Source organism: Clostridium kluyveri (assembly GCF_001902295.1).
Classification (GTDB): Bacteria; Bacillota; Clostridia; order Clostridiales; family Clostridiaceae; genus Clostridium_B; species Clostridium_B kluyveri_B.
Window position 1 is genome coordinate 1752291 of sequence record NZ_CP018335.1, and the last position, 26421, is coordinate 1778711.

Annotated in this window: 26 protein-coding genes; 21 read left to right on the forward strand and 5 right to left on the reverse strand. The window is 30.2% G+C overall.

Annotated features, from left to right (window positions below; all coding sequences use genetic code 11):
- The first annotated feature begins 4 nt into the window (after window positions 1–4).
- The 10 genes from rimO to BS101_RS08650 all read left to right on the forward strand — a co-directional run bounded on the left by rimO (window position 5) and on the right by BS101_RS08650 (window position 9635).
- Window positions 5–1345, forward strand: coding sequence for a 30S ribosomal protein S12 methylthiotransferase RimO (rimO, locus tag BS101_RS08605; protein ID WP_073538455.1), 1341 nt, complete (start codon window positions 5–7; stop codon window positions 1343–1345).
- Window positions 1329–1916: a CDP-diacylglycerol--glycerol-3-phosphate 3-phosphatidyltransferase gene (gene pgsA / locus BS101_RS08610; protein WP_073538456.1), complete on the forward strand. Its 588-nt coding sequence runs from the start codon at window positions 1329–1331 to the stop codon at window positions 1914–1916. The genes rimO and pgsA overlap by 17 nt, the downstream gene beginning before the upstream one ends.
- Window positions 1917–2094: 178 nt before the next feature.
- A complete protein-coding gene (recA, locus tag BS101_RS08615; RefSeq protein ID WP_242951475.1) occupies window positions 2095–3141 on the forward strand; it encodes a recombinase RecA in 1047 nt (348 codons plus the stop codon).
- A 327-nt stretch (window positions 3142–3468) separates the two neighbouring features.
- A complete protein-coding gene (rny, locus tag BS101_RS08620) occupies window positions 3469–5013 on the forward strand; it encodes a ribonuclease Y (protein WP_073538458.1) in 1545 nt (514 codons plus the stop codon).
- Window positions 5014–5161: 148 nt separating this feature from the next.
- The gene (spoVS, locus tag BS101_RS08625; RefSeq protein ID WP_012101836.1) at window positions 5162–5422 is read left to right on the forward strand and encodes a stage V sporulation protein SpoVS; all 261 of its coding nucleotides are present in this window, start codon (window positions 5162–5164) and stop codon (window positions 5420–5422) included.
- Window positions 5423–5587: 165 nt separating this feature from the next.
- Window positions 5588–6448 (forward strand): decaprenyl-phosphate phosphoribosyltransferase, encoded by an 861-nt coding sequence (locus BS101_RS08630; RefSeq protein ID WP_073538459.1) that lies wholly within the window; start codon window positions 5588–5590, stop codon window positions 6446–6448.
- Window positions 6449–6475: 27 nt separating this feature from the next.
- Window positions 6476–7750, forward strand: coding sequence for a hypothetical protein (locus BS101_RS08635; protein WP_198039575.1), 1275 nt, complete (start codon window positions 6476–6478; stop codon window positions 7748–7750).
- 4 nt (window positions 7751–7754) lie between these two features.
- Window positions 7755–8111 carry an SMR family transporter gene (locus BS101_RS08640; RefSeq protein WP_073538461.1) on the forward strand — a complete coding sequence of 119 codons (357 nt, stop codon included), beginning with the start codon at window positions 7755–7757 and terminating at the stop codon, window positions 8109–8111.
- A gap of 50 nt (window positions 8112–8161) precedes the next feature.
- On the forward strand, window positions 8162–9355 hold the full coding sequence (locus BS101_RS08645) for a pyridoxal phosphate-dependent aminotransferase (RefSeq protein WP_073541198.1): 1194 nt from the start codon (window positions 8162–8164) through the stop codon (window positions 9353–9355).
- Window positions 9356–9374: 19 nt separating this feature from the next.
- Entirely contained in the window at window positions 9375–9635 is a 261-nt protein-coding gene (locus BS101_RS08650) for an HPr family phosphocarrier protein (protein ID WP_073538462.1), read from the forward strand.
- 69 nt (window positions 9636–9704) lie between these two features.
- Here the strand turns inward: BS101_RS08650 and BS101_RS08655 are convergent, their stop codons facing one another.
- Window positions 9705–9920 (reverse strand): DUF378 domain-containing protein, encoded by a 216-nt coding sequence (locus BS101_RS08655; protein ID WP_073538463.1) that lies wholly within the window; start codon window positions 9918–9920, stop codon window positions 9705–9707.
- Between the two features lie 207 nt (window positions 9921–10127).
- On the opposite strand from BS101_RS08655, the gene purB reads away from it, so the two are divergent.
- The 3 genes from purB (at window position 10128) to BS101_RS08670 (ending at window position 14162) form a co-directional block, all read left to right on the forward strand.
- Window positions 10128–11558, forward strand: a complete 1431-nt coding sequence (gene purB, locus BS101_RS08660; RefSeq protein WP_073538464.1) for an adenylosuccinate lyase — start codon at window positions 10128–10130, stop codon at window positions 11556–11558.
- A gap of 112 nt (window positions 11559–11670) precedes the next feature.
- On the forward strand, window positions 11671–12753 hold the full coding sequence (locus BS101_RS08665; protein WP_073538465.1) for a hypothetical protein: 1083 nt from the start codon (window positions 11671–11673) through the stop codon (window positions 12751–12753).
- A 182-nt stretch (window positions 12754–12935) separates the two neighbouring features.
- Window positions 12936–14162 (forward strand): IS256 family transposase, encoded by a 1227-nt coding sequence (locus BS101_RS08670; protein ID WP_073538466.1) that lies wholly within the window; start codon window positions 12936–12938, stop codon window positions 14160–14162.
- A gap of 210 nt (window positions 14163–14372) precedes the next feature.
- Here the strand turns inward: BS101_RS08670 and gltX are convergent, their stop codons facing one another.
- The gene (gene gltX, locus BS101_RS08675; protein WP_073538467.1) at window positions 14373–15836 is read right to left on the reverse strand and encodes a glutamate--tRNA ligase; all 1464 of its coding nucleotides are present in this window, start codon (window positions 15834–15836) and stop codon (window positions 14373–14375) included.
- A gap of 361 nt (window positions 15837–16197) precedes the next feature.
- Here gltX and gap point away from each other — a divergent pair, with 361 nt between their 5' ends.
- Window positions 16198–17253: a type I glyceraldehyde-3-phosphate dehydrogenase gene (gene gap, locus BS101_RS08680; protein WP_073538468.1), complete on the forward strand. Its 1056-nt coding sequence runs from the start codon at window positions 16198–16200 to the stop codon at window positions 17251–17253.
- A gap of 83 nt (window positions 17254–17336) precedes the next feature.
- Here gap and BS101_RS08685 read toward each other — a convergent pair whose 3' ends face one another.
- On the reverse strand, window positions 17337–18599 hold the full coding sequence (locus BS101_RS08685) for a D-alanyl-D-alanine carboxypeptidase family protein (RefSeq protein ID WP_073538469.1): 1263 nt from the start codon (window positions 18597–18599) through the stop codon (window positions 17337–17339).
- Window positions 18600–18919: 320 nt separating this feature from the next.
- Between BS101_RS08685 and BS101_RS08690 the strand changes: the two genes are divergently transcribed.
- The 5 genes from BS101_RS08690 to BS101_RS08705 all read left to right on the forward strand — a co-directional run bounded on the left by BS101_RS08690 (window position 18920) and on the right by BS101_RS08705 (window position 21331).
- Complete coding sequence (locus BS101_RS08690; RefSeq protein WP_073538470.1) at window positions 18920–19537, forward strand: NUDIX hydrolase; 618 nt, start codon at window positions 18920–18922, stop codon at window positions 19535–19537.
- A 41-nt stretch (window positions 19538–19578) separates the two neighbouring features.
- Entirely contained in the window at window positions 19579–20040 is a 462-nt protein-coding gene (locus tag BS101_RS08695) for a MarR family winged helix-turn-helix transcriptional regulator (RefSeq protein ID WP_012101852.1), read from the forward strand.
- Window positions 20041–20346: 306 nt separating this feature from the next.
- A complete protein-coding gene (locus BS101_RS22665) occupies window positions 20347–20514 on the forward strand; it encodes a hypothetical protein (RefSeq protein WP_156876020.1) in 168 nt (55 codons plus the stop codon).
- Window positions 20515–20807: 293 nt separating this feature from the next.
- On the forward strand, window positions 20808–21053 hold the full coding sequence (locus tag BS101_RS08700) for a hypothetical protein (protein ID WP_073538471.1): 246 nt from the start codon (window positions 20808–20810) through the stop codon (window positions 21051–21053).
- Window positions 21054–21172: 119 nt separating this feature from the next.
- Window positions 21173–21331 (forward strand): hypothetical protein, encoded by a 159-nt coding sequence (locus BS101_RS08705; protein WP_242951432.1) that lies wholly within the window; start codon window positions 21173–21175, stop codon window positions 21329–21331.
- A 211-nt stretch (window positions 21332–21542) separates the two neighbouring features.
- Here the strand turns inward: BS101_RS08705 and BS101_RS08710 are convergent, their stop codons facing one another.
- Window positions 21543–22037 (reverse strand): hypothetical protein, encoded by a 495-nt coding sequence (locus BS101_RS08710; RefSeq protein ID WP_073538472.1) that lies wholly within the window; start codon window positions 22035–22037, stop codon window positions 21543–21545.
- A gap of 664 nt (window positions 22038–22701) precedes the next feature.
- Between BS101_RS08710 and BS101_RS08715 the strand changes: the two genes are divergently transcribed.
- Together BS101_RS08715 and BS101_RS08720 are read left to right on the forward strand one after the other, a co-directional pair.
- Entirely contained in the window at window positions 22702–24015 is a 1314-nt protein-coding gene (locus BS101_RS08715) for an ATP-binding protein (RefSeq protein WP_073538473.1), read from the forward strand.
- Between the two features lie 279 nt (window positions 24016–24294).
- Entirely contained in the window at window positions 24295–24657 is a 363-nt protein-coding gene (locus tag BS101_RS08720; RefSeq protein WP_073538474.1) for a DUF4180 domain-containing protein, read from the forward strand.
- Between the two features lie 178 nt (window positions 24658–24835).
- Here BS101_RS08720 and BS101_RS08725 read toward each other — a convergent pair whose 3' ends face one another.
- Window positions 24836–26317: a nicotinate phosphoribosyltransferase gene (locus BS101_RS08725; protein WP_073538475.1), complete on the reverse strand. Its 1482-nt coding sequence runs from the start codon at window positions 26315–26317 to the stop codon at window positions 24836–24838.
- Window positions 26318–26421 lie beyond the last annotated feature (104 nt).

Here is a 26421-nt window from a genome sequence, read left to right on the forward strand (position 1 = left end):
CTTAGTGGATAAATTAAAAGTTGGACTAATAAGTTTAGGCTGTGATAAAAACAGAGTGGATTCTGAGATAATACTCGGCAATGTAAAGTCCGCCTATGAAATAGTTACGGATCCTAAGTTGGCAGATTTTATAATTATAAACACCTGTGGTTTTATAGAATCGGCAAAGCAGGAGTCCATAGATACTATACTTGAAATGTCCCAGTATAAGGGAAAATACAATTGCAGGGGTATTGTAGTAACAGGGTGTCTTGCACAGAGATACGGCATGGAGCTTATGGAGCTGTTACCTGAAATAGATATAATGCTTGGAGTAAATGATTATGACAAACTGGTAGAAAATATAAATGACTTTATAAGTGATAAACAAAATAAAATTTATAACTGTGGATATAGTGATTTTAACATAAATGAAGGTAAAAGAATACTTACAACCAAGTCTCATACAGCCTATTTAAGAATTGCAGAAGGATGTGATAATTACTGTACTTATTGTATAATTCCTAAAATAAGGGGAAAATACAGAAGTAGAAGTATTGAAAATATATTACAAGAGTGTAATGAATTATCACTTAGGGGGGTTAAAGAAGTAATACTTATTGCACAGGATACTACAAGATATGGAATAGATTTGTATAATAAAAAAATGCTTCCTGAACTTATGAGAAGTATATCGAAAATTGAAGGAATAGAGTGGATTAGATTGCTTTATTGTTATCCTGAAGAAATAACGGAAGATATTATAGATGAAATAGCTTTAAATGATAAAGTATGTAATTATATAGATATTCCCCTGCAGCATATAAGTGATAATATATTAAAACTTATGGGCAGACGCGGCAGGAAAAAAGATATATTAAGAAATATAAATGAACTTAGGAAAAAAATAAAGGATATCTCAATTAGAACTACTATAATAGTTGGGTTTCCAGGAGAAAGTGAAAAAGATTTTAAAGAATTAAGGAATTTTATAGAAAATATTAAGTTTGATAATCTGGGAGTATTTAAATATTCCAGGGAAGAGGGAACTATAGCTTATAAGATGAAAGATCAAGTTTCAGAAGAATTAAAGACGGCAAGAGAAGGGGAGCTTATGATGCTCCAGAAACATATTATATATTCCATGCAAAAATACAAGATTGGAAATAAGTATAAAGTACTTGTGGAAGGGAAAAAAGAAGGTGTATGGTATGGAAGAAACTATGCAATGGCTCCAGACATAGATGGAGTTATATACATAAAAAGTAAGAAGGAACTAAAAGTAGGTACTATGATTGATGTGAAAATTACAAATAGTGTTGAATATGATTTAGTGGGAGTTGTATATGATGAATCTGGCAAATAAACTTACAATAATTAGAATTTTATTGATTCCGTTTTTTTTGATTTTTATAACTTTAGAGGATGTACCTTATGGAAAATTTATTGCAATAGTTATTTTTATACTGGCATCTATAACAGATAAATTAGATGGGTACATAGCTAGAAGTAGAAATCAAATAACTCGCTTTGGTAAGTTTATGGATCCACTAGCAGACAAACTTTTGGTTACTGCAGCGCTTATATCATTGGTGGAATATCATATAATACCTACCTGGGTTGCCATGATAATAATAGCTAGAGAATTTGCAGTAACGGGTCTTAGGGCAGTGGCTGCTTCAGATGGTATAGTAATAGCGGCAAGTCCCTGGGGAAAAGTTAAAACTGTAACTCAAATAGTTGCAATAATACTTGCTTTGGTAAATTTGAATTATAATCATGTATCTTTGGGATTTGTAAAAACTGTTATAAGTCATCCACATAAAATGTTAAATTGGATTACAGGCATTGCTATGTTTTTAGCTATAGCAGCTACTTTAATTTCCGGGCTTGATTATTTTGTGAAAAATAAAGGTGTATTAAATCCAGATAAATAGTATGTAACGTTGATTAAAAAATATCTATAGGTTTATAATTAAAATATAACTTGGATGAAATTATTGACTGTACGAATAATATGGTATATAATTTATACAGAACATATGTTCTTACAAGAAGGGAAGTGTTCTTTTGGCAAATTTAAATAATGAAAAACTACAAGCTATAGAGTCTGCTATGTTACAGATAGAAAAACAGTTTGGAAAAGGTGCAATAATGAAACTGGGAGAAAACAGCATTTTAAATGTGGATGTTGTTTCAACGGGGTGTCTTGATTTAGATATAGCCCTTGGTATAGGTGGAGTACCACGAGGAAGAGTAATAGAAATATTTGGGCCGGAATCTTCAGGTAAAACCACAGTGGCACTTCATATAATTGCGGAAGCTCAAAAAACTGGCGGAGCAGCAGCTTTTATAGACGCAGAACATGCACTTGATCCTTCCTATGCAAAAAATTTAGGAGTGGATATAGAAAATTTAATAGTATCTCAGCCAGATACTGGAGAACAGGCACTGGAAATAGCAGAAGCATTGGTCAGATCTAATGCCATAGATGTATTGGTAGTGGATTCAGTAGCTGCATTGGTACCAAAGGCAGAAATAGAAGGAGAAATGGGAGATTCTCATGTAGGATTACAAGCTAGACTTATGTCTCAGGCGCTTAGAAAGCTTACATCCTCTATAAACAAGTCAAAATGTGTTACCATATTTATAAATCAATTAAGGGAAAAAGTAGGAGTTATGTTTGGAAATCCTGAAGTTACTCCTGGAGGAAGGGCGTTGAAATTTTATTCTTCTGTGAGAATGGACGTAAGAAGAATAGATTCCATAAAACAGGGAGATACCATGGTAGGAAATAGAACAAAAGTAAAGGTTATTAAAAATAAGGTGGCCCCTCCTTTTAAACAAGCTGAATTTGATATAATGTATAATCAAGGTATATCAAGAGAAGGAAATGTACTGGATGTAGGAGTTAGGGAAGAGTTTGTTCAAAAAAGTGGAGCTTGGTTTTCATACAAGGAAACAAGGCTTGGACAAGGTAGAGAAAATGCAAAACAGTTTTTAAGAGAAAATCCAGATATTTTATCTGAGATCGAAAGTAAAATAAGAGAAAAGTATAATCTTCCTATAGATAAGGACAATTTGTCAAGTGACAAAAATCAAAATGAAAAAAGTTCCAAGGAGGATAATAAAAAGCAGGATAGTAAGAATTTATCAAAATAAGATGCTTTAAGAGTAATATTTACAATGGTGCAAATAATGGTTAGGTGCCATAATTGAGGTTTAAATTAAATCTGGCTTTTTGTTTTACCTATGGTAGTTTTAAGGGTATAATTTTTAAAATAGAAATAGGAAAAATAATAAGTAATTATTAGTATATTGAATAAAATCATATAACTTGACAATAATTCAAATATAATATAAAATTAATACAAATTCTGGTTTATCATGTATTTAGGAATTACCAATTGAATAATATGACACCTTTTCTATGCTTGCATATTTAACAGAAATATAGATTTACATAATAAGAGCAAAGGAGGTGTTCATGTGAATTACATGATAATATATGAAATTATTGCTGGTATACTAATAGTTGTTGCTATATTAATTCATTTTAATATAATGAAAAATAAAGTAGCTGCTATAAAATCACAGACTATTTATGAGTCTAATAGATTAAAGGAAGAGGCAAAAAAAGAAGCTCAATCCCAAAAAAAAGAAGCTATACTGGAAGCTAAAGAAGAAGTTCATAAATTAAGAAATGATTTCGAAAGAGAATCTAGAGATAGAAGAATTGAAATTCAAAGGCTAGAAAAAAGAGTATTGCAAAGAGAAGAATTATTAGATAAGAAGAATGATGTCCTTGAAAAGAGAGAAAGTAGCCTGGATAGAAGACAACAGGAAATTGATAAAGTGCAGGCAAAAGTGGAAGAATTATACCAGAAGCAGAGAGAAGAACTTGAAAGGTTATCAGGTTTGAGTTCTGAAGAGGCTAAGGATATCTTGTTAGAAGAGGTTAATAAAGAAATAAAACATGAATCTGCTATGATGATTAAAGAAGTTGAAACAAAGGCTAAAGAAGAAGCGGATAAAAGGGCAAGGGAAATTATAACTTCCGCTATTCAAAGATGTGCAGCAGATCATGTGGCAGAAACTACAGTACATGTTGTAACGCTTCCTAATGATGAAATGAAGGGAAGGATAATAGGTAGAGAAGGTAGAAATATAAGAACCCTTGAAACTTTGACAGGTGTAGATTTAATAATAGATGATACACCTGAAGCTGTGATATTGTCGGGTTTTGATCCTATAAGAAGAGAAGTTGCTAGAATAGCACTGGAAAAACTTATAATTGATGGAAGAATACATCCGGCAAGAATTGAAGAAATGGTTGAAAAAGCTGAAAAGGAATTGGAAAATGATATTAAGGAAGAAGGGGAACAAGCAACTTTTGAAACTGGTGTACATGGTCTTCATATAGAATTAATAAAATTACTAGGAAGGTTGAAATATAGAACTAGTTATGGTCAGAATGTTTTGAAACACTCGGTGGAAGTTGCATATCTAGCTGGACTTATGGCATCAGAGATTGGAATAGATCCAACTATAGCAAAAAGAGCAGGATTACTTCATGATATAGGCAAAGCAGTGGATCACGAAGTTGAAGGACCACATGCTATTATAGGGGCAGAAATTGCTAAAAAATACAGAGAATCACCTGTAGTTGTAAATGCTATTGGAGCTCACCATGGAGATTTGGAATTCCAATCTTTAGAAGATGTACTTGTTCAGGCAGCAGATGCTATTTCAGCAGCAAGGCCTGGAGCTAGAAGAGAAACATTAGAAGCATATATTAAACGTTTGGAAAAATTAGAAAAAATAGCAAATACATGTGAAGGCGTAGAAAAGTCATATGCCATTCAAGCGGGAAGAGAACTTAGAATTATGGTTAAACCAGAAGATATTGATGATGCAGGAGCCCTTGAAATGGCAAGGAACATAGTAAAGAAAATTGAAGAAGAACTAGAGTATCCTGGCCAGATTAAGGTAAATGTTATTAGAGAAACTCGTGCAATTGAATATGCAAAATAATTTAAGTAATAAGTAAATTAATATAACATAGAAAAGTATTCCTTTTAGATTTTGCCTTTACAAAACCTAAAAGGAATTTTTGATTTTATGTAGAATAATATATAGTAGTATCAAATAAAGTTAATATAATATTTATAGGAGGTTTATTATGGAGGTATTAAAGGTTTCAGCAAAATCAAGTCCAAATTCAGTTGCAGGAGCGTTAGCAGGAGTTTTAAGAGAGAGGGGAGCAGCAGAGATACAAGCTATAGGGGCAGGAGCGTTAAATCAAGCTATTAAGGCTGTAGCGATTGCTAGGGGGTTTGTAGCACCTAGTGGAATCGATTTAATATGTATACCGGCGTTTACGGACATTGAGATAGATGGGGAAGAAAGAACGGCTATTAAATTAATAGTACAACCAAGATAGTAATAATTAATTATTAATGTTTATAAAAGGACTTGAAAGGTATATCAAGTCCTTTTATGAGGTACTAATTTGCAAAGCTATGTTGACTATATCATATACTGTGATAAAATGTAAAAAGATGTTTAGTTAAGTATCAATATGTATAAGTATAGTGGAGGGAATTTTATGGCAGCAGTAATTGAACTGATGAGACCTAAACAGTGGATTAAGAATTTTTTTATATTTGCAGCAATTATATTCTCGGGAAATTTTTTAAAATTAGAATTATTAAAAAATAATTTATTTACATATGTTCTATTTTGTATAGGATCTTCTGTAGTTTATATATTAAATGATATAGTGGATATTGAAAAAGATAGATGCCATCCTGATAAAAAGAATAGACCTCTTCCAAGTGGTCGTGTGTCTAAAAATACAGCTTTTATCTTAGCTGGTATATTATTTGTTCTAGTATTATGTTTTTCATATATTTTATTAGATGTAAGGATTGTATTTATAATATTATTATATATTATAGTGAATGTATGCTATACTTTTAAACTTAAAAATGTAGTTATAATAGATGTTATGACTATTGCTTTTGGATTCGTGCTTAGAGTTGAAAGTGGAAGTATCGCCACAGGAGCAGAAGTATCACCATGGCTGTTTTTATGTACAATGCTTTTGTCTTTATTTTTGGCTCTCAACAAAAGAAAAAGTGAACTTACAGCTTTAAAAGATAGAAGCAGCTCTTCAAGAATGATACTGGCAAAGTACTCTGTTGAGAATATTAATAAAATGCTTACTATAGTAAATCCATCTATATTGATGGCTTACTGTTTATATACCTTTGGCTCCATACAAAGTGATACAATGATATTTACAATACCCTTTGTTTTATATGGTATATTTAGATATGAATATTTAATGGACAGAAAAAATATAGGGGGTAAACCAGAAGACGTATTTGAAAAAGATATACCTTTTTTAATTAATATATTATTGTGGATTGGAGCTGTTATAATTATAATATACTTAAAACTATAGAAAGGACATAATTTAAATATGGAAATTATGAGTTTTTGGCATAAAAGTAATGATAAACAAAAATATGGGATGACTGAAAATAATACTTACTATAATGTAATTATAGCTATTGGAATTATTTTATCAATACTATGGATAACTTTTATAGATGCGAAACCATTTTCGGATTTTGACTATTACTATACTTTGGCTGTAAACATAGCTAATGGAGGTTCTTGGGGAAATACTTATACCTCTGTAGGATATTCTATAGTGCTGGGAGGAATATTTAAACTTTTTGGAGCCAGTATATTTAAAGCAAAAGTATTCAATCTATGTATAACTTTTATAAATTATATATGTTTTAAAGCTATTTTATCTAAGATAAGCTTAAAAGAGGGAGACAGGAAAATTATATTTACAATATTTGTATTGTTTCCAAATAATATATTTTATAATAATATTTTGGGCACAGAAGTACTTTTTACATCTGTATTTCTCATAATTACATATCTCTATTTTAGTGATATCAGGTATAAGTATTTTTTCATAGGAATACTCACTGGACTAAATACAATTGTAAAACCATTTTTTATGATAGTTTTTTTTGCTTTATTTTTAGTTGATATTGTAAAACATAAAAATCTTTTAAAAGCTGTATTAAATTCCATTACTGTACTTATAGTATCTATTATTGTAATTTCACCTTGGGTGTATAGAAATACAAAATTAATGGGACAATTCACCTTTGTATCCAATAATGGAGGAATAGTGCTTTACATAAATAATAATTCTCAAAATCATTCAGGAAGATGGATGGCAGCTTCTAAAGTTGAGAATTCTATTGTAAATACTGAAGAATATAAAAAGGCCAATAAGACAGAGCAAAATAAAATGTTAAGTGATGCAGCAAAAAAATGGATAAAGAATCATCCTGTGCAATTTATAGAACTAGGATTTAAAAGACTTTATAATACGTATTTTTGGGGTGATGATGTTTTATATAGTACCTATAATAGTGGTGTAAGTGCTTATTATAATAAAGTTCTATTTGCAGTTACAAATACCATAAAAATAATTGTGTTCCTGCCAGCTATTTTATATATTTTGATATATTTTTTAAAAACACTTATTTATATATTTCAAGGAAGATCTCAAGTGCTTGATAAATTTACTGTATATTCAATTGTAATATTTTTTATGTTTACTTCTATATATTTTATAACAGAAGGTCAAGGAAGATATTCTTTCCCAGAGATATTTATAATGGTATATTGTTTCTACTTTTTTTTGAAGAATTTATTTCAGAGAGTTAGAGGATAGAACTATGATTCCATTAATACTTATATCAGTTTTTTTAGGCGCAATGGGGCAGGTACTTGTAAAATATGGTGCGGTAAATTTAGAATTGAATTTTACTATAAAATATTTGCTCCCCAGTATTTTTAACATATTAAAAAACATGCCTGTAATGTTTGGAATTATATCCTATGGATTAAGTTTTTTGCTTTGGATAAAGGTTTTAAGTAAAGTAGAATTAAGCTATGCTTATCCAATGGTGAGTTTGGGATATGTGATAACTATGATATTTTCCTATTTTGTATTTAAGGAAAATATATCTTTTATAAGGATATTAGGAGTAGCTTTTATAATACTAGGAGTAGTATTGGTTTCAAGAAGTTAGAAATGAAAATGATACATGATTTAAATTTAAATTGTAATGGAGGAATAAAAATGATACTTTCAAAAAAGGCTGAAAAAATCCAGCCATCTATAACTTTGGCCATAACTGCTAAGGCAAAAAAAATGAAATCAGATGGAATTGATGTAATAGGATTTGGGGCTGGAGAACCGGATTTTAATACTCCAGAAAATATTCAACAGGCTGCTGTAAATGCTATGAAGGAGGGATATACAAAATATACTCCTGCATCTGGTATTGCAGAACTTAAAAAAGCTATTGTGAAGAAATTTAAGAAAGACAATGACCTTAAATATGATGAAAATCAAATTATAATATCTACAGGAGCAAAACAGTGTCTTACAAATGTATTTGCGGCAACTTTAAATCCTGGAGATGAAGTTATTATAGCTGTACCCTACTGGGTAAGTTATCCAGAGCTTGTGAAACTTTCAGATGGCATACCAGTATTTATAGATACTAAAAAAGAAAATGACTTTAAATATACTGCAGAAGATTTAAAGGCAGCATATAGTGAAAAAACTAAAATGATTATAATAAATAATCCTAACAATCCCACAGGTACTATTTATTCAAAGGAGGAACTTGAAAAAATTGCAGATTTTGCAAGGGAAAAAGATATTCTTATTTTATCAGATGAAATATATGAAAAGCTTATATATGATGAAATGGAGCATGTTAGCATAGCTGGCCTGTCTGAAGATGCCTATAAGAGAACCATTGTTATAAATGGAGTTTCTAAGACCTATGCTATGACTGGATGGAGAATAGGATATGCTGCAGCAGATAAGGATATAATTAAACTTATGTCAAATATCCAAAGTCATACTACTGGCAATCCTAATTCTATAGCTCAATACGCTTCTGTAGCAGCAATAGATGGAGAAGAGTCTCAGATAGAGGAAATGGTTAGGGAATTTAAAAGGAGAAGAGATTACATGGTAGATAAAATAAGTAAAATACCAGGTGTCTCATATCTGAATCCCAAGGGAGCTTTTTATGTAATGTTAAACATATCGGAAACTTTTGGAAAGAGTGTAGATGGGGTTACCATAGATGATTCATTGAACTTTTCAGAGCAGCTTCTAGAAAAAGAAAAAGTTGCAGTGGTGCCTGGATTGGGATTTGGAATAGATGGATACGTAAGATTGTCTTATGCTACATCTATGGAAAATATAAAAGAAGGACTGGATAGAATAGAAAGATTTATATTAAATTTTAAATAAAAAAGTAGAGGTGAATTATGTGGTTTCTAGAGAAGTTATAGTTAAAAGTCCCACAGGCTTACATGCAAGGCCCGCAACTCTTTTAGTTAAAAAAGCCTCTTCATTTAAATCAGAATTATATATAGAATTTAAAGAGAAAAGAGCTAATATAAAGAGTTTGATTGGAGTACTGTCATTAGGTGTAACTAAAGGGGCCAATGTAAAAATTACTGCATGTGGCGATGATGAATCTTTAGCAGTAGAAGAAGTAGTCAGATTAATAAAATCCCTGGAGGAATAAAATAATTTAGCTATAGGGAAGTTTAGAAATAGAAGATCTTGTTTTTAAGGTCTTCTATTTTAATTTATATTATTTACAGCTATTTTTGGTTTTAAAAAATAATATAATCATATTTAATCCTGCTACTCCTATAAGTATGTATAGTATTCTTCCTATTAAATTTACAGGCTCTCCAAATATGATTCCTATTATATTAAAATTAAACAGACCTATAAGTCCCCAATTTAGTGCACCTAAAACCATTAGGATTAAAGAAACTTTATCTATGATACTGAGTTTATACATATTTTTTATTTATTGAGAGAGACTTGCTGTCTCATTTTCAATAAAAACCCACCTACCTTTGTAAAATAATCATTAATTAAAGTATATTAATAATCTTACAGAGTAGAACTTAAGTTTTATAATTATATGCATAAAATGCACAATGATTTGATTATTATGTTATAATGTGAATGAAAAATTTAATTACATATATGGAGGAATTCTTACATGAGAGATACATATAATACACCCTTAAATAGCAGGTATGCATCTAAAGAGATGAGTTACATATTTTCAGATGAAGTAAAGTTTAGGACCTGGAGAAAACTCTGGGTAGTTCTTGCAGAATGTGAAAAGGAGTTAGGACTTAATATAACCTCTGAACAAATAGATGAGTTAAAAGCTAATATGGAAAATATAAATTATGAAGATGCTAAAAAAAGAGAAAAAGAAGTGCGTCATGATGTTATGAGTCATGTGTATGCTTACGGGCTGCAGTGTCCTAAAGCAAAAGGAATAATACATCTGGGAGCAACAAGCTGTTATGTAGGTGATAATACGGACTTAATAATTATGAGGAAAGGTCTTTACATATTAAAAAGAAAAATTTTAAATGTGATAAATTATCTTACAGAGTTTGCCTTGAAATATAGAGATTTACCTACCCTTGGGTTTACCCATCTACAGCCAGCCCAGCTTACTACAGTGGGAAAAAGGGCAACACTTTGGATACAGGATTTATATTTGGATATTGAAAATATTGATTTTGTAATAGATAAAATGAGATTTAGAGGAGTAAAAGGTACTACTGGAACCCAAGCTAGTTTTATGGAATTATTCAATGGAGATGAGGAAAAAGTAAAAAAACTAGATAAGATGGTAACTGAAAGGATGGATTTTAAAGAAGAATTTATGGTTACAGGTCAAACATATACTAGAAAATTGGATTCCATAATATTAAATACTCTTTCTGAGATTTCTCAAAGTGCCTATAAGTTTAGTAATGACTTAAGATTATTGCAAAATATGAAGGAGATGGAGGAACCTTTTGAAAAAAATCAAATAGGCTCTTCTGCTATGGCCTATAAGAGAAATCCTATGAGATGTGAGAGAATAGGGGCTCTTGCAAGGTATGTAATAATAAATACTTTAAATCCAGCTATTACTGCTGCTACACAATGGTTTGAAAGAACTTTAGATGATTCTGCCAATAAAAGAATAGCTATACCAGAAGCATTTTTAGCCTTAGATGGTATATTAAATCTATATATGAATGTATCTGAGAATATGGTGGTGTATCCAAAAGTGATTGAATCTCATGTAGCTAAGGAGCTTCCTTTTATGTGTACGGAAAATATAATAATGGAAGCAGTTAAAAGAGGAGGAGACAGGCAAGAACTTCATGAAAGAATTAGAGCCCATTCTATGGAAGCAGCTAAAATGGTAAAGGAATATGGAATGGAAAATGATCTTTTAGAGAGAGTTGTAAAAGATTCTTTCTTTAAAATGACTAAAGAAGAGATACTCTCTCTTGTTGATGCTAAAAAATTTATAGGAAGAGCACCAGGGCAAGTAATAGACTTTATAGAATACAAGATAAAGCCTCTTCTAGAAAACAACAAAGAATTTTTAGGAGAAGAAGCCGAAATAAATGTTTAAATCATATTTAAGTGGTCATTTTGAGTAAATACTTTAAAAGCTGTTGGTAACTATAAAATAAAGCCTTCATATTCTGATAGTATAATGCGTTTAGAATTATGGAGGTATTATAATGAAAAGAAGAGGAAATAATATAGATGATTTAATGCAGTTAGCTTTATATATGATACCTAAATATATGAAAAGAATTGATAGGTACAATAGAAGACATTATAAGGATTTAGGGCGTGATAAAGAGTATTATGAAGAGCAGCATATGGACAATAAAGAACTTATTGAATTTATAGAAAAAAATATTCTTAAAGAAGAGGGTATTTTAACAGGGAAAAAAGATAGAGATAAACCTAAAAAAATAGAAAATGAAAAGGCAGAGAATCTGTTAGAGAACAGTATAGTTAAAAAAGTAAAAGACAAAGTGGAAAAAAGACTTGATGACTTTGACGAAAAAGAGTCTGATTCTATAGATATTGATAAGGAGAAGGAAGTACAGGATAAAAAAATATCTGAAGATAGGAATAAAAAAGAAGAAGAAAATAAAGGGCAAATTCCTAAGGTGAATGAAAAGGGTAATAATGATGAAAAACAGGAACCTGATGAAAATAAAGTTTCTGATGAAAGTAAAGCTCCTGGTGAAGAAGAGAAAAAACAGATAACAAAACCAGATGGAATTGTTAAAAAAAGATATAGCACATTATCTAGCAGTAGGCATTGTATTACGTGCAATAGGAGTATATCAAATTTAATGAATAAATTAATTGGGGAAAAATTAGATGTATGTGTTAAAGATGATAAAATGAGTATACTTAATGAAGTAAATTTGATACATTCAGATGAAGTACTAATTAAGCTTACCAATGAATTAGAAGAAAAAATTATAATACCTATGAAAAACGTAGTTGGGATACAATCAAACAAACTTTCTTCTTTGGATAAATCTTTAAAGGAAGTGCCAAAGGGTTATTATTGTACATTTGAAAAAAGAATGGAAGAGTATTTTAATTCTCTTATTGGTAAAAAGGTAATAATACAGACATCAGGACAGGGAAAATTTGCATATATATATAATAAAACTATTACTGAAGTGGGATTAGGGCTCATAGTAATAGATAATGATATGATGGTTACATTTTCAAGTATAGTACTTATAAGGGAACTGAAAGATATCCAGAGCAAGGAATTATCGGGTGATTCCTAGATTCAAGTTTGGGTAAGTTCTTCCTATATTCAGTATATGAATTTAGGAAGAACTTAATAACTAAAATCAAGAGAACGTACCTAGATTTGTGTAAATCAAATCTAGGTACGTTCTTTTTATGTATGTAGAACTGGTAATAGTGGTAATAATAAGTATAAATAATTTTTGAAAGGAGATTAAATATGAATATACTAGAAGTACCAGACATTGATTTAAAAAAGGAATTAAAGAAGTGTAATAGTATGGAAGATTTAGTAGGGAAAAATGGACTTATGCAAAGGCTATTTGGAGGTATAATACAGCAGTTTTTAGAAGCAGAAATGGAAGAACATCTTGGAAGAGAAAAATATGCAAGGCTCTCTGATGAGGATAAAGACTATAGAAATGGATACAGTTCTAAAAACATTAGAACCAGTTTTGGCCCGGTTAAAGTAGACGTACCAAGGGATAGAAAGTCTGAGTTCGAACCTAAGATAGTCAAGAAATATGAAACTGTCTGTAATGAACTTGATAAGAAAGTTATAGGTTTATATGCACGTGGTATGTCTGTAGATGATATAAAATCAGAGATAGATGAACTTTACGGGGTAGATATATCCCCTGCAATGATATCCAAAATTACAGATAAGGTCATGGATACAGCTCTAGCATGGCAAAATAGAGCCCTTGATCCAATGTATCCTATAGTATATATGGATGCTCTATATTTTAAAGTCAGAGATGAACATAGAATTGTAAATAAGGCTGCCTATGTCTGCATGGCACTTGATGTAAAAGGCCATAAAGACATTTTGGGAATATGGGTTGGCGAACAAGAAGGAGCAAAATACTGGTTATCTGTATGCAATGATCTTAAAAACAGGGGTGTTAAAGATATTTTAATAGCCTGTATGGACGGTCTTAAAGGACTTCCAGATGCAATTAAAGTAGTTTTTCCTGAAATTAACATACAAAATTGTATAATACACCAGATAAGGAATTCTATAAAATATATACCATCAAAGAATGTTAAGACTTTTATGAAGGATTTAAAAGAAGTATATAAGGCAGTTAATGAAACAATGGCAAGTAAGTCATTACAATCACTGAATGATAAATGGGGAGATAAGTATCCTATAGTTGTACAGTCGTGGCAAAATAACTGGGAAAATCTATCTACATATTTTGATTTTCCTCAAGATATAAGAAAAATAATATATACAACTAACGCCCTGGAAGGTTTCAACAGGCAGCTTAGGAAATTCACTAAGATAAGGACTGTATTTCCTACAGACGATTCCCTTCTAAAAGCCCTATACCTGGCAACCGAGCAGATAATGCTGAAATGGACGGCACCTTCTCCAAACTGGGCAAATACGCTGGCCCAATTAACCATAATGTTTAAAGATAGAATAGAGCCATATATATAAAGATAAAGCCTGTACTATTTTATATAAAGATGAATAATAATAGTATTATTGCTAACAATACTATTATTAGAAAGCTAAACCACACTATTATTAGTTATTTCCTAAAAAATAAAAATTACTACAGGAATTTAATCCTATAGTAATTTCCAAATAAATTTTATCCCGTCTATTCTATTTACACAAACCTATGGACGTTCCCAAAATCAAATTTTAATTATCCCCACTTTCAAGTTTTAATTTTTTAATTCCATATTCTATTCTTTTTAAAGATTCATCTTTTCCTATAATATCTGCAATTTCAAAGGCACCCCCTGGGGTGGATTTTTTACCTGAGAGGGCAATTCTTACAGGCCAGAGTACTATTCCATTTTTAACCTTAAGTTCTGATATTAAATCCATACAGCATTTTTCTACATTTTCCAAAGTCCATGGAGAAAGTTCTTTAAACTTCGGAAGAATTTTTTCAAGAGTCAAAAGTGAATTTTCAAGGTTTGTTTTCATCTTTTTGTGTATATATATTTCTGTGGAGTATTCTGGCAGTTCATTGAAGAAATCTAACAGTTCAGGTATTTCACTTAACACTTCAACTCTTATTCTAAGTAATTCACTTATCTTTAAAAAGTCCAAATCTTTTGAAATTACATTTTTATAATAAGGAAGAGCAAGTTTATTGAATTCCTCCAAAGGTAATTTCTTTATATATTCTCCATTCATCCATTTAAGTTTTACATTATCAAAAATAGCCGGAGATTTGTTTATATTTTTATAGTTAAATAGTTCTACCAGTTCATCTAAGTCGAATATTTCTTTTTCATTTCCGGGATTCCATCCAAGGAGAGCTATATAATTAAGTACCGCTTCCTTTAAATAACCCTTTTCTATTAAATCCTGAAAAGAGGCATCTCCATTTCTTTTGCTGAGTTTTTGGTGGGCATCTTTCATTATTGGAGGACAATGGATGTATACAGGAACTTCCCAGCCAAAGGCATCATAGAGCCTGTTATATTTTGGAGCAGAAGATAAATACTCGCTGCCCCTGACCACATGTGTAATTCCCATGAGGTGATCATCTACTACATTTGCAAAGTTGTATGTAGGGTAGCCGTCAGATTTTATAAGTATCATATCATCTAATTCTGAATTATCTACAGAAATATCTCCATAGATTTCATCATGAAAGGTTGTAAATCCACTCTCAGGATTATTTTGTCTTATAACATAAGGTATATTTGATGCAAGCTTTTCCTTTATTTCTTCCTTTGAAAGTTTGAGACAGTGCTTATCATATTTATAAAATTCCTTTTCCTCATCATACTTGTTTTTTAGGCTGTCCATACGTTCTTTGGTGCAAAAGCAATAATAAGCTTCTCCCTTATCTATAAGTTCTTTGGCATATTCTAAATATATATCAGTTCTCTGGCTCTGTATGTAAGGCCCTACAGGACCACCTATATCAGGACCTTCATCATGCTTGAGTCCTGTAATTTCTAGCGTGTGGTAAATTATATCCAATGCACCTTCTACAAATCTTTCTTGATCTGTATCTTCAATTCTCAGTATAAAATCTCCTCCATCATGTTTGGCTATTAAATATGTATACAGTGCAGTTCTTAAATTTCCAACGTGCATGTATCCAGTTGGGCTTGGTGCAAATCTTGTTCTGACTTTAGTCATTTTTCTCACTCCCATTTATTTTAAAGTAAAAACCTCTCATCCTTTTTAGACGAAAGGCTACCAATTTGCTATTACCTTTAAATGATATAATAATAGAAATATTGTGTCAAGGAAGTTTTGTATGAGGATAATTATAAAAAAGAGAAAAATAGATTAAATAAACGCAATAAAGAACATACGTAAGAAAAATTAAGTATATCATAATATAGGGGGACAAAAATAAATTTGACATATATATATGCTATTGATATAAATAATATAGCATATATATTATTTGTATCACATATATCTTTGAATAATAAAGCTAATGTATATAATAGGCTTTTATATATTTATAAAATATTTTATAGGGGGAAAAATAATGTCTATGAAAGTTGCAATTAATGGTTTTGGAAGAATAGGAAGGTTATTTTTAAGAATTGCTCAGGAAAGATTGCGTGAAGAAGTAGAAATTGTAGCAATTAATGCAAGAGCAGATAATGAAACCCTTGCACATCTTTTTAAATATGACTCTTGTTACGGAAAATTCCAAGGCACTGTGAAAGCCACAGAAGACTCAATAATTATAAATGATTCTGAAATAAAAATATTTAGAGAAAGTGAACCAGAGAATTTGCCTTGGGGTGAATTAAATGTAGATATTGTAGTAGAATCTACAGGAAAATTTAAAGATAGAAAAAATTTATACAAGCATATAGAAGCTGGTGCAAAAAAAGTTATAATTACAGCCCCTGCTAAAGAGGAAGATATAACTATAGTTATGGGTGTAAATGAAGAAAAATTTGATGTGAATTCCCATAATATTATTTCAAATGCATCTTGTACAACTAATTGTCTGGCACCATTTGCCAAGGTGTTGGATGAAAATTTTGGTATTGTAAAGGGACTTATGACTACAATTCATGCCTATACAGGAGATCAGAGATTGGTAGATAAAAGTCATAAGGATTTAAGAAGAGCAAGAGCTGCAGGAGAATCTATAATTCCAACTACTACAGGAGCAGCAAAGGCAGTGGCAAAAGTGCTTCCAAATTTAGAAGGAAAATTAAATGGTTTTGCCCTTAGAGTACCTACAGTTACAGTATCCATTACAGATTTGGTCTGTGAACTTTCAAAGCCTGCTACAGTAGAAGAAATAAATAAAGCTTTTAAAAGAGCGGCTCAGGGTCCTATGGAAGGAATACTTGGATATTCTGAAGAACCACTTGTATCTATAGATTACAAAGGGGACAATAGATCTTCTATAGTAGATGGACTTTCGACTTTAATAATGGGAGATAATATGGTTAAAGTGGTATCCTGGTACGATAATGAATGGGCATATTCTTGTAGAACAGTAGATCTTGTAAATTATATTTCACTGCAGATGGAAGAAAATCATGAACAGCCCGATAAAATAGCGGTTAATAAAGCATAGATAGGATAAGTTGCTTATATTTTATTATAATAAAAAAGTATTTCTATAGGATTATATAGAAATACTTTTTTGTATATTTTAGGTTAATGATAACTATATTTTTTATGTTTTTTATACCTTCTGGATTTGTTTTTCATAAATAAGAAAATTAGAATCAATATAAATACAGGTATTAATATTATGCTGTATATGGAAAACATGTGTTTTAGAAAAGACTTTTTTGAAAGTCCAGAATAAATTTTATAACTCTTAGAAAAATCTCTTTGTTTTACCGTAAGAATTCCAATAGGAATTTCACCTTTTAAGGATTTCATATTTACAGTTGTAATGGTGATTTTTTGCTGTAGTTCTTTTTTATTAAGATCATTATCATAGTAGGATACATTATCCTCAGTTTTAATAGGAACCTTTATGGTTTTTTCAAAATTTGTAAAAGGTAGAAATTTAAATTTCACATCTTTTTTATCAATTACGGAATCTTTTTTATGAAGAATGTAAGGTGTTTTACTATAACTCCAGTTTATTATTTTTTCCATGTCATTAAATACATAGGTGTCATTTGCATCATATATGGAATTCATGACAATTCCAAGTATTTTTCTATTATCTCTTTCATATATTGCAACAAGACATCTTCCTGCAGGGTCTGTATAACCCGTTTTTCCACCTATACAGCCATCTTTGCCCAGCAGCTTATTGGTATTCATAATAGCAAATGAAGCACCCTTAGAAGTGGTTACTGTACTGGTAGATTTATATATAGTATCTCTTATCCAGGAATTTTTAAAGGCTTCTCTGGCAATAATACTCATATCGTAGGAGGTACTATAGTGTTCTGGACTATGCAGGCCATTTGGAGTGACAAAATGAGTATTTTTCAAATTTAAGCTTTGTACTTCTTCATTCATTTTGTCTGCAAATTCAGGTATACTTTTAGATATATTTTCTGCAATAACACATGCCATATCATTAGCGGAAAACATTAAAAGTGCATCCATTACATTTTTTGCAGATATAGTATCACCTACCTCTATGGGATGTGCAGCACTATTTAAAGAAGATTGAGGCTGGGCTTTAGCTTCTGCTGTATATGCAAGCATGTCCGTTTCTTTCTTGTTTTTTTCAAGGAGAATAGCCGTTAAAAGTTTTGTAGTGCTTGCAGGATATATTTTAGTATCTGGATTTTTTTCATATATTATTTCATTCGTTTGCATGTCCACTGTTATGGCTGAAGTACCGTATATTTCAGGAAGTGTATTAGAAGATTCATCTGCGGCAGATACATTAAGATTTAAACAAAGTGTAAATATAAGTACAAACAATATGATATTATTTTTCCTTTTCAAAAAACATCACTCCATTTGTTGAAAATTTATGTATATGTGTTATCAAGTGATTCAGAGGCTTAGGTGGAGTTTGCTGCAGAGAAATACTTATCTCCATCTGAACCTTATTAGCAGTATTCTTAGTGTCTTTAGCACTTAGAATACGTTATCCTTTAGGGAAAGAACTTATCCAGGCACGTTATCTATGCTTATCTCCATTTGAAGAAGATGGGAGATAAGCACTGGTAGTGTTGGGATAAAAATATTATAATTAATTATAACATTTTACAGTATACCACATAAAAAGGGTATTTTACAGTTAGATTTTAGGAGGTAGTAAGGTGATAAAAAAAATAGAAGATATATTTAAAGAAAGAAAACCACATATTATGGGAGAATTCAGTAAAAGTGCTGTGATGATTCCCCTATGTGAATCAGGGGAAGAGATAAGTGTACTTTTTGAAATGAGAGCACTAAACTTAAAGCACCAGCCGGGAGATATATGTTTTCCCGGAGGCAGATTAGAGAAGGGGGAAATTCCAGTATGTGCAGCTGTAAGAGAAACTATGGAGGAATTAAATTTAAGTAGAGAAGATATAAAACTTATAGGGGAAATGGACTATGTTGTGACACCCTATAATTTTATAATGTATCCTTTTGTATGTAAATTAATTAGAGAAGATATATTTCCAAGTCAAAGTGAAGTAGACCACATTTTTAAGGTTCCTCTTCAGTTCTTTATAGAAAATAAACCTTTGCTTTATGAGATACCGATAGTTTCACAACCAGGAAAGAGATTCCCCTATAGGCTTATAAGAAATGGCAGAAAGTATAAATTTAGAAGGGGAACGGTAAAACAGTATTTCTATAATTATGAAAAATATACAATATGGGGATTCACTGCCCTTATTATAAAAAGATTTGTAGATATAATTGTATCAAATGACCATAATAAATAACAATTAATAAAATGAAGTTATAAATAATGGGGAGAGAACATATGATTGATAGTAATATTGAAAATGATTATGTACAAGATATGGTTAATTACTTAATTCTCGTTCATGAAAAATTAAGTAAACCCTTTGAGGATTGTTTTAAAGAAAAATTAAGTGCTCTTCAGTTTAATACACTATGTGTACTTAGATCCTATGGAAGCCTAACAATGAGAGAATTAGCTGAAAGGATGAATTTATCTAAGCAGCAAATGACTAAAATTATTGCTAAGCTTGTTAAGATTAACTTTGCTGAGCGTAATTATGATAAAGATGATAGACGTATAATTAAAATATCTGCTACAAAAGAAGCTGATGAATATATTAAATTGGAAAGCAAGGCTTTTGCGAGAAGATTAAAAGATATAGTAAATTCATTAAATGAAGAGGACCTAAAAGATTTAGAAAATGCAATTAAAAGTATGAATAAAATACTTCCTAAGTTTCCTAAGTGGTTGAGTAAGTAGGATATGAAAAAGTAGAATTTAAGCGTAACATTTAATATTCTACTTTTTACTTGTGATATTGACATTGAAGAATATACATTGTATTATAAATATAGTAGATATATGTCTATAGTAAATATGAGTTTACTATATTTGTATATGTACTATAACGTTTTATAAAATAGAAAAACGGAAAAATAGTTAAAATAATCATTAAAACTTAACATCAGATGAAAGTGTTATGCATATTATTGAATATATCAGTAATCTGTGAAAAAATTTTATGATATTTCGTTATAATACTAAAATTTCTTAAGGAGTAGAAATATGGAAAGGGATATACAGTTCGTAGCAAAGAATAATAGAGGTAAATGGATGTTATGGATACAGATAGATGGCAAGAAAGTGCTCTTAACAAATACACTAAGCTCTGAAGAAGAAGCAAAAAGTTTTATAAAAAGCTTTCTTGAAAAACCGATAAATTTAATTGAATAAGAGTTCAATTTTGAGAATTGAAAATAAGTAAATATTAAGATATTTGGACAATGCCACATAATGTACCTAGAGTTTTAGATGAATCTAAGACTTTTTTTAATGTTTAAAAATAATTGTAAGGGAGAGCTAGAGAACAGTTCAAGAAATATTCAATGTCTCTTAATATTTCACACAGAAAAACATTGATATACCACTGGAATAACATGGGTGCTGCATTAAATCGTCATAAAGGATAACTAGAATATTAAGTATAGCAGCTGCAATAAATATTTTAAATTCAGGAGGTAATGAAAATGTTAAAAATGAAGTATAAAATAATTTCAGCCGTAATGCTTGCAGCACCATTGTTAATCAATACAGGAATTGGAACAACCGTCAGTGCACATTCTGCCAGCAATAAACCTGCGGTGGTTTGTAAGTCCAAATATAAAACACCTGCAAAACCAGTAAAGAAGGTAGTAAACAAGCATAAAGTTAAGGCATCAAATGCTAAACCAGCACCAAAAGTAGTACATTCACCAGCAAATGCTCATAGATAATAGTATTCAGGTATGAATAGGCCTATTGGGATTTTCTCAGTAGGCTTATTTTCATTATTACATAAAAGGATAATATCTTGTCATGTTAGAACTTGATAATATTTTTCATTTAAAAACCAATGACGGAATTAGGAGAAGAACTTTATCGGGTATGCCGTAAAAGAATAACAGAATTAGAATATGATGTTACGGAAGGTATTTCTCAAGATGAGCAAATCACTGCATTTGAAGTACTTGCCAAAATACGAGAAAATATTACAAATGAAAAGGAGAAATAAATTTGTAATTAAATATATTATTAGATCATATTATAGTGTTTAATATGTTTATTAAATTTGACTAATATATAGGTCCAGTTTTATATATTTTAATGTTAAAGATATATAAAACTGAACTATTAGCAAAGTTAATGTTAAAAATTGATACATATTATTTTATTAATCTAATGTTTTTGATATATAAATCATTTACTAATTCATCTAAAGAGTTTTATTTTCCACGATTATGTCCGGAGCCATTAGGTGATCCGCCGTTGTGTCCGGAGCCATTAGGTGATCCACCGTTATGTCCAGCTCCATTAGGTGATCCACCGTTGTGCCCAGGATTATTAGGTGGTGCTGGTAATTCCCAACTGGTACCCCAGGCAGTAAATACATTTAATATTGAGTATTCTTGGCTTTGGGTTATAGTACCTGCTGCTACTAAAGCATCTAGTTGAGCCTTAAAAGTTGATCTTGTTGTTATTTGACCACTATAATATAAATTTAGTACTATTGTTTCTTGGCTTTGAGTTATAACACCTGCTGCTACTAAGGAATCTAATTTAGTTTGGAAATTTGCAAAAGTGTAGTTATACTTATAAACTATAGGTTGTACACCATTATTGATAGGGTGTGCGCTAACTGTTGTTCCAATTCCTGTATTTAGTAACAATGGTGCTGTAAGCATTACAGCTGAAATTAATTTGTACTTTGTTCTTGACATTTTTATTGCCTCCTAAATTTTTTATTATTATAGTACCTTTAAGTGATTTTCACTTAAATTCCTTTTCAAATAAAATTGTAATTAAGGATTATGACAACTGTATTGCGATACGGTGTGAAACTCATGTAATTTGTCCTGTAATTTCACAATAAATAACCAAATTTGTGAAAAATAGAAACATACTAAGTTTTATGTATGAAAATTATGTGATACTGGCTTATAAAATTCATATATTTATTAATTTTTACAAATATTGATAAAATTTAAACTCTTTGATGTCCTAAATAATTAGTTTTTTTATCACAAAGGCGCACAAATAAATGCCATTATTTTAAAAATATTACACAATAACTATACAAAAGATATATTTTGTATAGTTATTGTAATATATTTTTGAAAAAAATGCAAACATTTCATAATGCACTATATATTAAGTTCGGATATCAATTTTTCAACTGTATATTATGTAATTATTATACAATTATTATAAGAAATATATTATTGTATTTAATTAAATGTCATATATGCAGACATAATAATACAAAATATATCTTTTGTTTTAATAAATATATACTAATTATTTTTTTGTTTAGTTTTTATCTTTTATGCGGCCAGATAATTGATTGCTAAACTATTATATTAGATTATAATTGGAGGTAATGTCATGAATACCCTTAAAAAAACTAACGATATTGAGCAGGATGAAATAATAAAATTACATAAATATCAGTTAGAAGATATAATTCAAAATCTACCTGATGCTTTTTTTGTCTACAATAAAGAAGGCTATATTGTATTATTAAATGCCATGGCACGTAAACTATACCCTCAATTAAATGCTCAAAAGACAATAGAAGAAGCTCATAGCTGTCTTCAATATTATGATTTAGATAATAATATTATACTTCCAGATAATTTTCCAACAAGGCGAGCATTCAAAGGTAAAAAAGTAAAGAATGAGAGAGTAGTTATTAAACGATGCCATAAAATTCAAATTATAGAGGTTAATGCTACTCCTATTTTTGATGAAGAAAATAATCTGGTTTATGTGGTGGTGTCTCATCATGATGTTTCAGAATTTATAAAGAATCAGGAAGAGATTAAAGCTCAACAAGAAAAATTATTAAATGCAGAAAAATCCAGAAATGAAATTCTCGAAGAAGAAATGAAGTCAAAAGAAGAATTCTTCTATCTTATGACTCATGAGTTCAAAACTCCTATATCAGTTATAAATTTAGCTCTGCAAGCAATTGATTTAATGTATAAAAAAGAAATAACGGAAAATGTTAATAAATATTTAAATACTATTAAGCAAAATGTTAACAGGCAGCTTCGTCTGGTTAACAATTTACTTGATATCGCTCGTATCGATTCAGGTCACTTAAAGATGAATAAAAGCTGTTTTAGCATTACTCATGTTATTGAGGCAATTGTAAATTCAGTTCAATTATATGCAAAACAAAAAAATGTGATATTAAAATTTAATACTAATTTATCAAAGAAGAATATTTATTCTGATGAAGAGAAGCTGGAACGTATTTTGCTTAATCTGCTATCTAACGCTTTAAAGTTTACTCCAAGTGGAAAATCGATTATTGTAACTCTTTCTACAAAGAAATATAAAAATGAAGAAATGATTTCTATAAGTGTACAAGATGAGGGGATGGGAATACCTTTAGATAAACAAAAAACTATTTTTGAACGTTTTGGTCAGGTAGATAGCAGCTTGTCACATCAAGCTGAAGGTACTGGTCTAGGGCTGCATCTTGTCAAACTTCTAGTAAACTCTCTTGACGGTGAAATACTATTAAATAGTACAGTTGATGAAGGTAGTATTTTTACAGTGCTGCTTCCTTCAAGTAAATCTGAAATTTATTATGAGAAGACTGTATCTAACGGAACTAGTAACCAGTTTTTTAGTAATGATAATCGAATTATCCAATCTACTGCAATTGAATTTTCAGATATATATTTCTAGTAAGGTACAGGGATTATTACAGAAAATCTATTGTTACTTTTAGTATTATTGCTGTTTCATGTATAATCTGAGTTTCATAGGATAATTTAAGGCATAGAAATTACATTCCTTTGCTTTATTATATTAAGCGATATAAAACAAAGGGATGTAAATATAAAAAATAGTGTGAACTAAACACAAAGGCGAAATAGGGGCTAGAGATAGCTTTTTTATTTTGCCTTTATTTTAATGATGTATTAATATGTTTTTCAAAAGGCACTATTGAAAGGTGGATAAAGAGTGGATATTAAAATAATTCAGAGCGATAATAAATCAATTGCGATTGTTCAAAGTAATGATATATTAATAAAAGATACTCAGTCAGCTTTGAACTTTATAGCAACTATTTCGTATGAAACAGAATGCTATAGAATTGCTTTAAATAAAGAAGCTATTACAGAAGATTTTTTTAAATTAAGTACCCGCCTTGCAGGAGAAATATTACAAAAGTTTGTTAATTACAATGTAAAACTTGCTATTATTGGTGATTTTACCTGCTATTTGAGTAAATCACTGAAAGATTTTATATATGAAAGTAATAAAGGAAAGCATATATTTTTTGTTTTTAATAAGAATGAAGCAATAGAAAAATTATCTATGTAATTTTAATTTAATAACAGAAAACTTTTGAGAACTAACATATTTAGTTTCCTCAATTGTAAATTGAATTGCAGTAAGAACTTAATATATTATAGGTAAATATAATTTTGATGAGAAGAGATTGTATTTGTACTGAAGGAATTATTTTTTAATTTACAATTCCTTCAGTTATTTAATAATATTATTCTTCGTAAGTGGCAGAATACTTATGGAGTAATTGTTGTTTTAAATTCCATAGATTCTGAGATAAATCTACATAGTAGTGATGAGGATTTTCAAATCTTAATACTTCAGGCCAGAATTTAGTTATTTCTTCTTGTGCTTTATTTCTTATATGCATTACATCTGGACTTTCATATACAAGTTTTCCTTTATCGAATATTTTTACTAATAATTCTTTTGCATAGTAATTTTTTAATCTTTTCTTTTTCCAGGTAAAAGTAGGATCAAATAATTCTATAGGTTCACCTATATTGATATCTTCATTACTTAAGGCAATTAAGTCTCCTACGGCTTTATCTTCTTTTTTACTAAAAATTCTATATATCTTTTTAAAACCAGGGTTAGTTATTTTTTCTTCATTTTCACTTATCTTTATTTTAGGTATTATGTTTTTATCTTCACCTTCTACGGCAACCAATTTATATACTCCACCAAATACAGGCTCTGATTTTGCAGTTATTAATCTTTCACCTACCCCAAAAGAGTCAATACAAGCACCTTGGCTTAGAACATCTCTTATAATAAATTCATCTAGAGAGTTTGAGATGACTATGTCAACATCTTCAAGACCCGCTTCATCTAATATTTTTCTACATTTTTTAGTTAAATAGGTTATGTCTCCACTGTCTATCCTTATACCTTTAGGTTTGTATCCATTTGGAATCAAAATTTCTTTGAAAACCTTTATAGCATTGGGCAGACCGGATTTTAATACATTATATGTATCTATTAAAAGTATACAGTTATCCGGATATACCTTTGCCCAAGCTTTAAAAGATTCATATTCAGAAGGAAATAGCTGTATCCAGCTGTGGGCCATTGTACCTACTGCAGGTATGCCAAACATCTGCTCTGCTATAGTACAAGCGGTAGAGCTGCATCCTCCTATTACTGCGGCTCTTGCACCATATACAGCACCGTCATAACCCTGGGCACGTCTTGAGCCAAATTCCATTACAGGTTTGCCAGAAGCTGCTTTACAAATTCTGCTTGCCTTTGTCGCAATTAGAGTCTGATGGTTTATAGTTAAAAGTATCATGGTTTCAATAAACTGAGCTTGAATAGCAGGACCTCTTACAGTTAGCAGGGGTTCATTTGGGAATACAGGGGTACCTTCTGGTATTGCCCACACATCACAACAGAATTCAAAATTTTCTAAATAATTTAAAAAGTCTTCTGAAAATTGCTTTTTGCTTCGCAGATACTCTATATCGTCTTTTGTAAATTTCAAATTGGATAGATATTCAATTACCTGCTGGACACCTGCCATAATACAGTATCCTCCTCCGTCTGGAACACTTCTAAAAAACATGTCAAAATAGGCAATTTTAGTACCTATATTATTTTCGAAATACCCATTGTTCATGGTAAACTCATAAAAATCTACCAGCATAGTAAGATTCCTTCCGTTTCTTACGTCGAAGTTCTTTGCGTTCTCCATAATAAAAATCTCCTCTATTTATGTTTTAATTCACACAATTGTGACAAAAATTAAGTATATATAAACATTGTAATACTTAAAAGAAAATATTACAAGACTGGAGT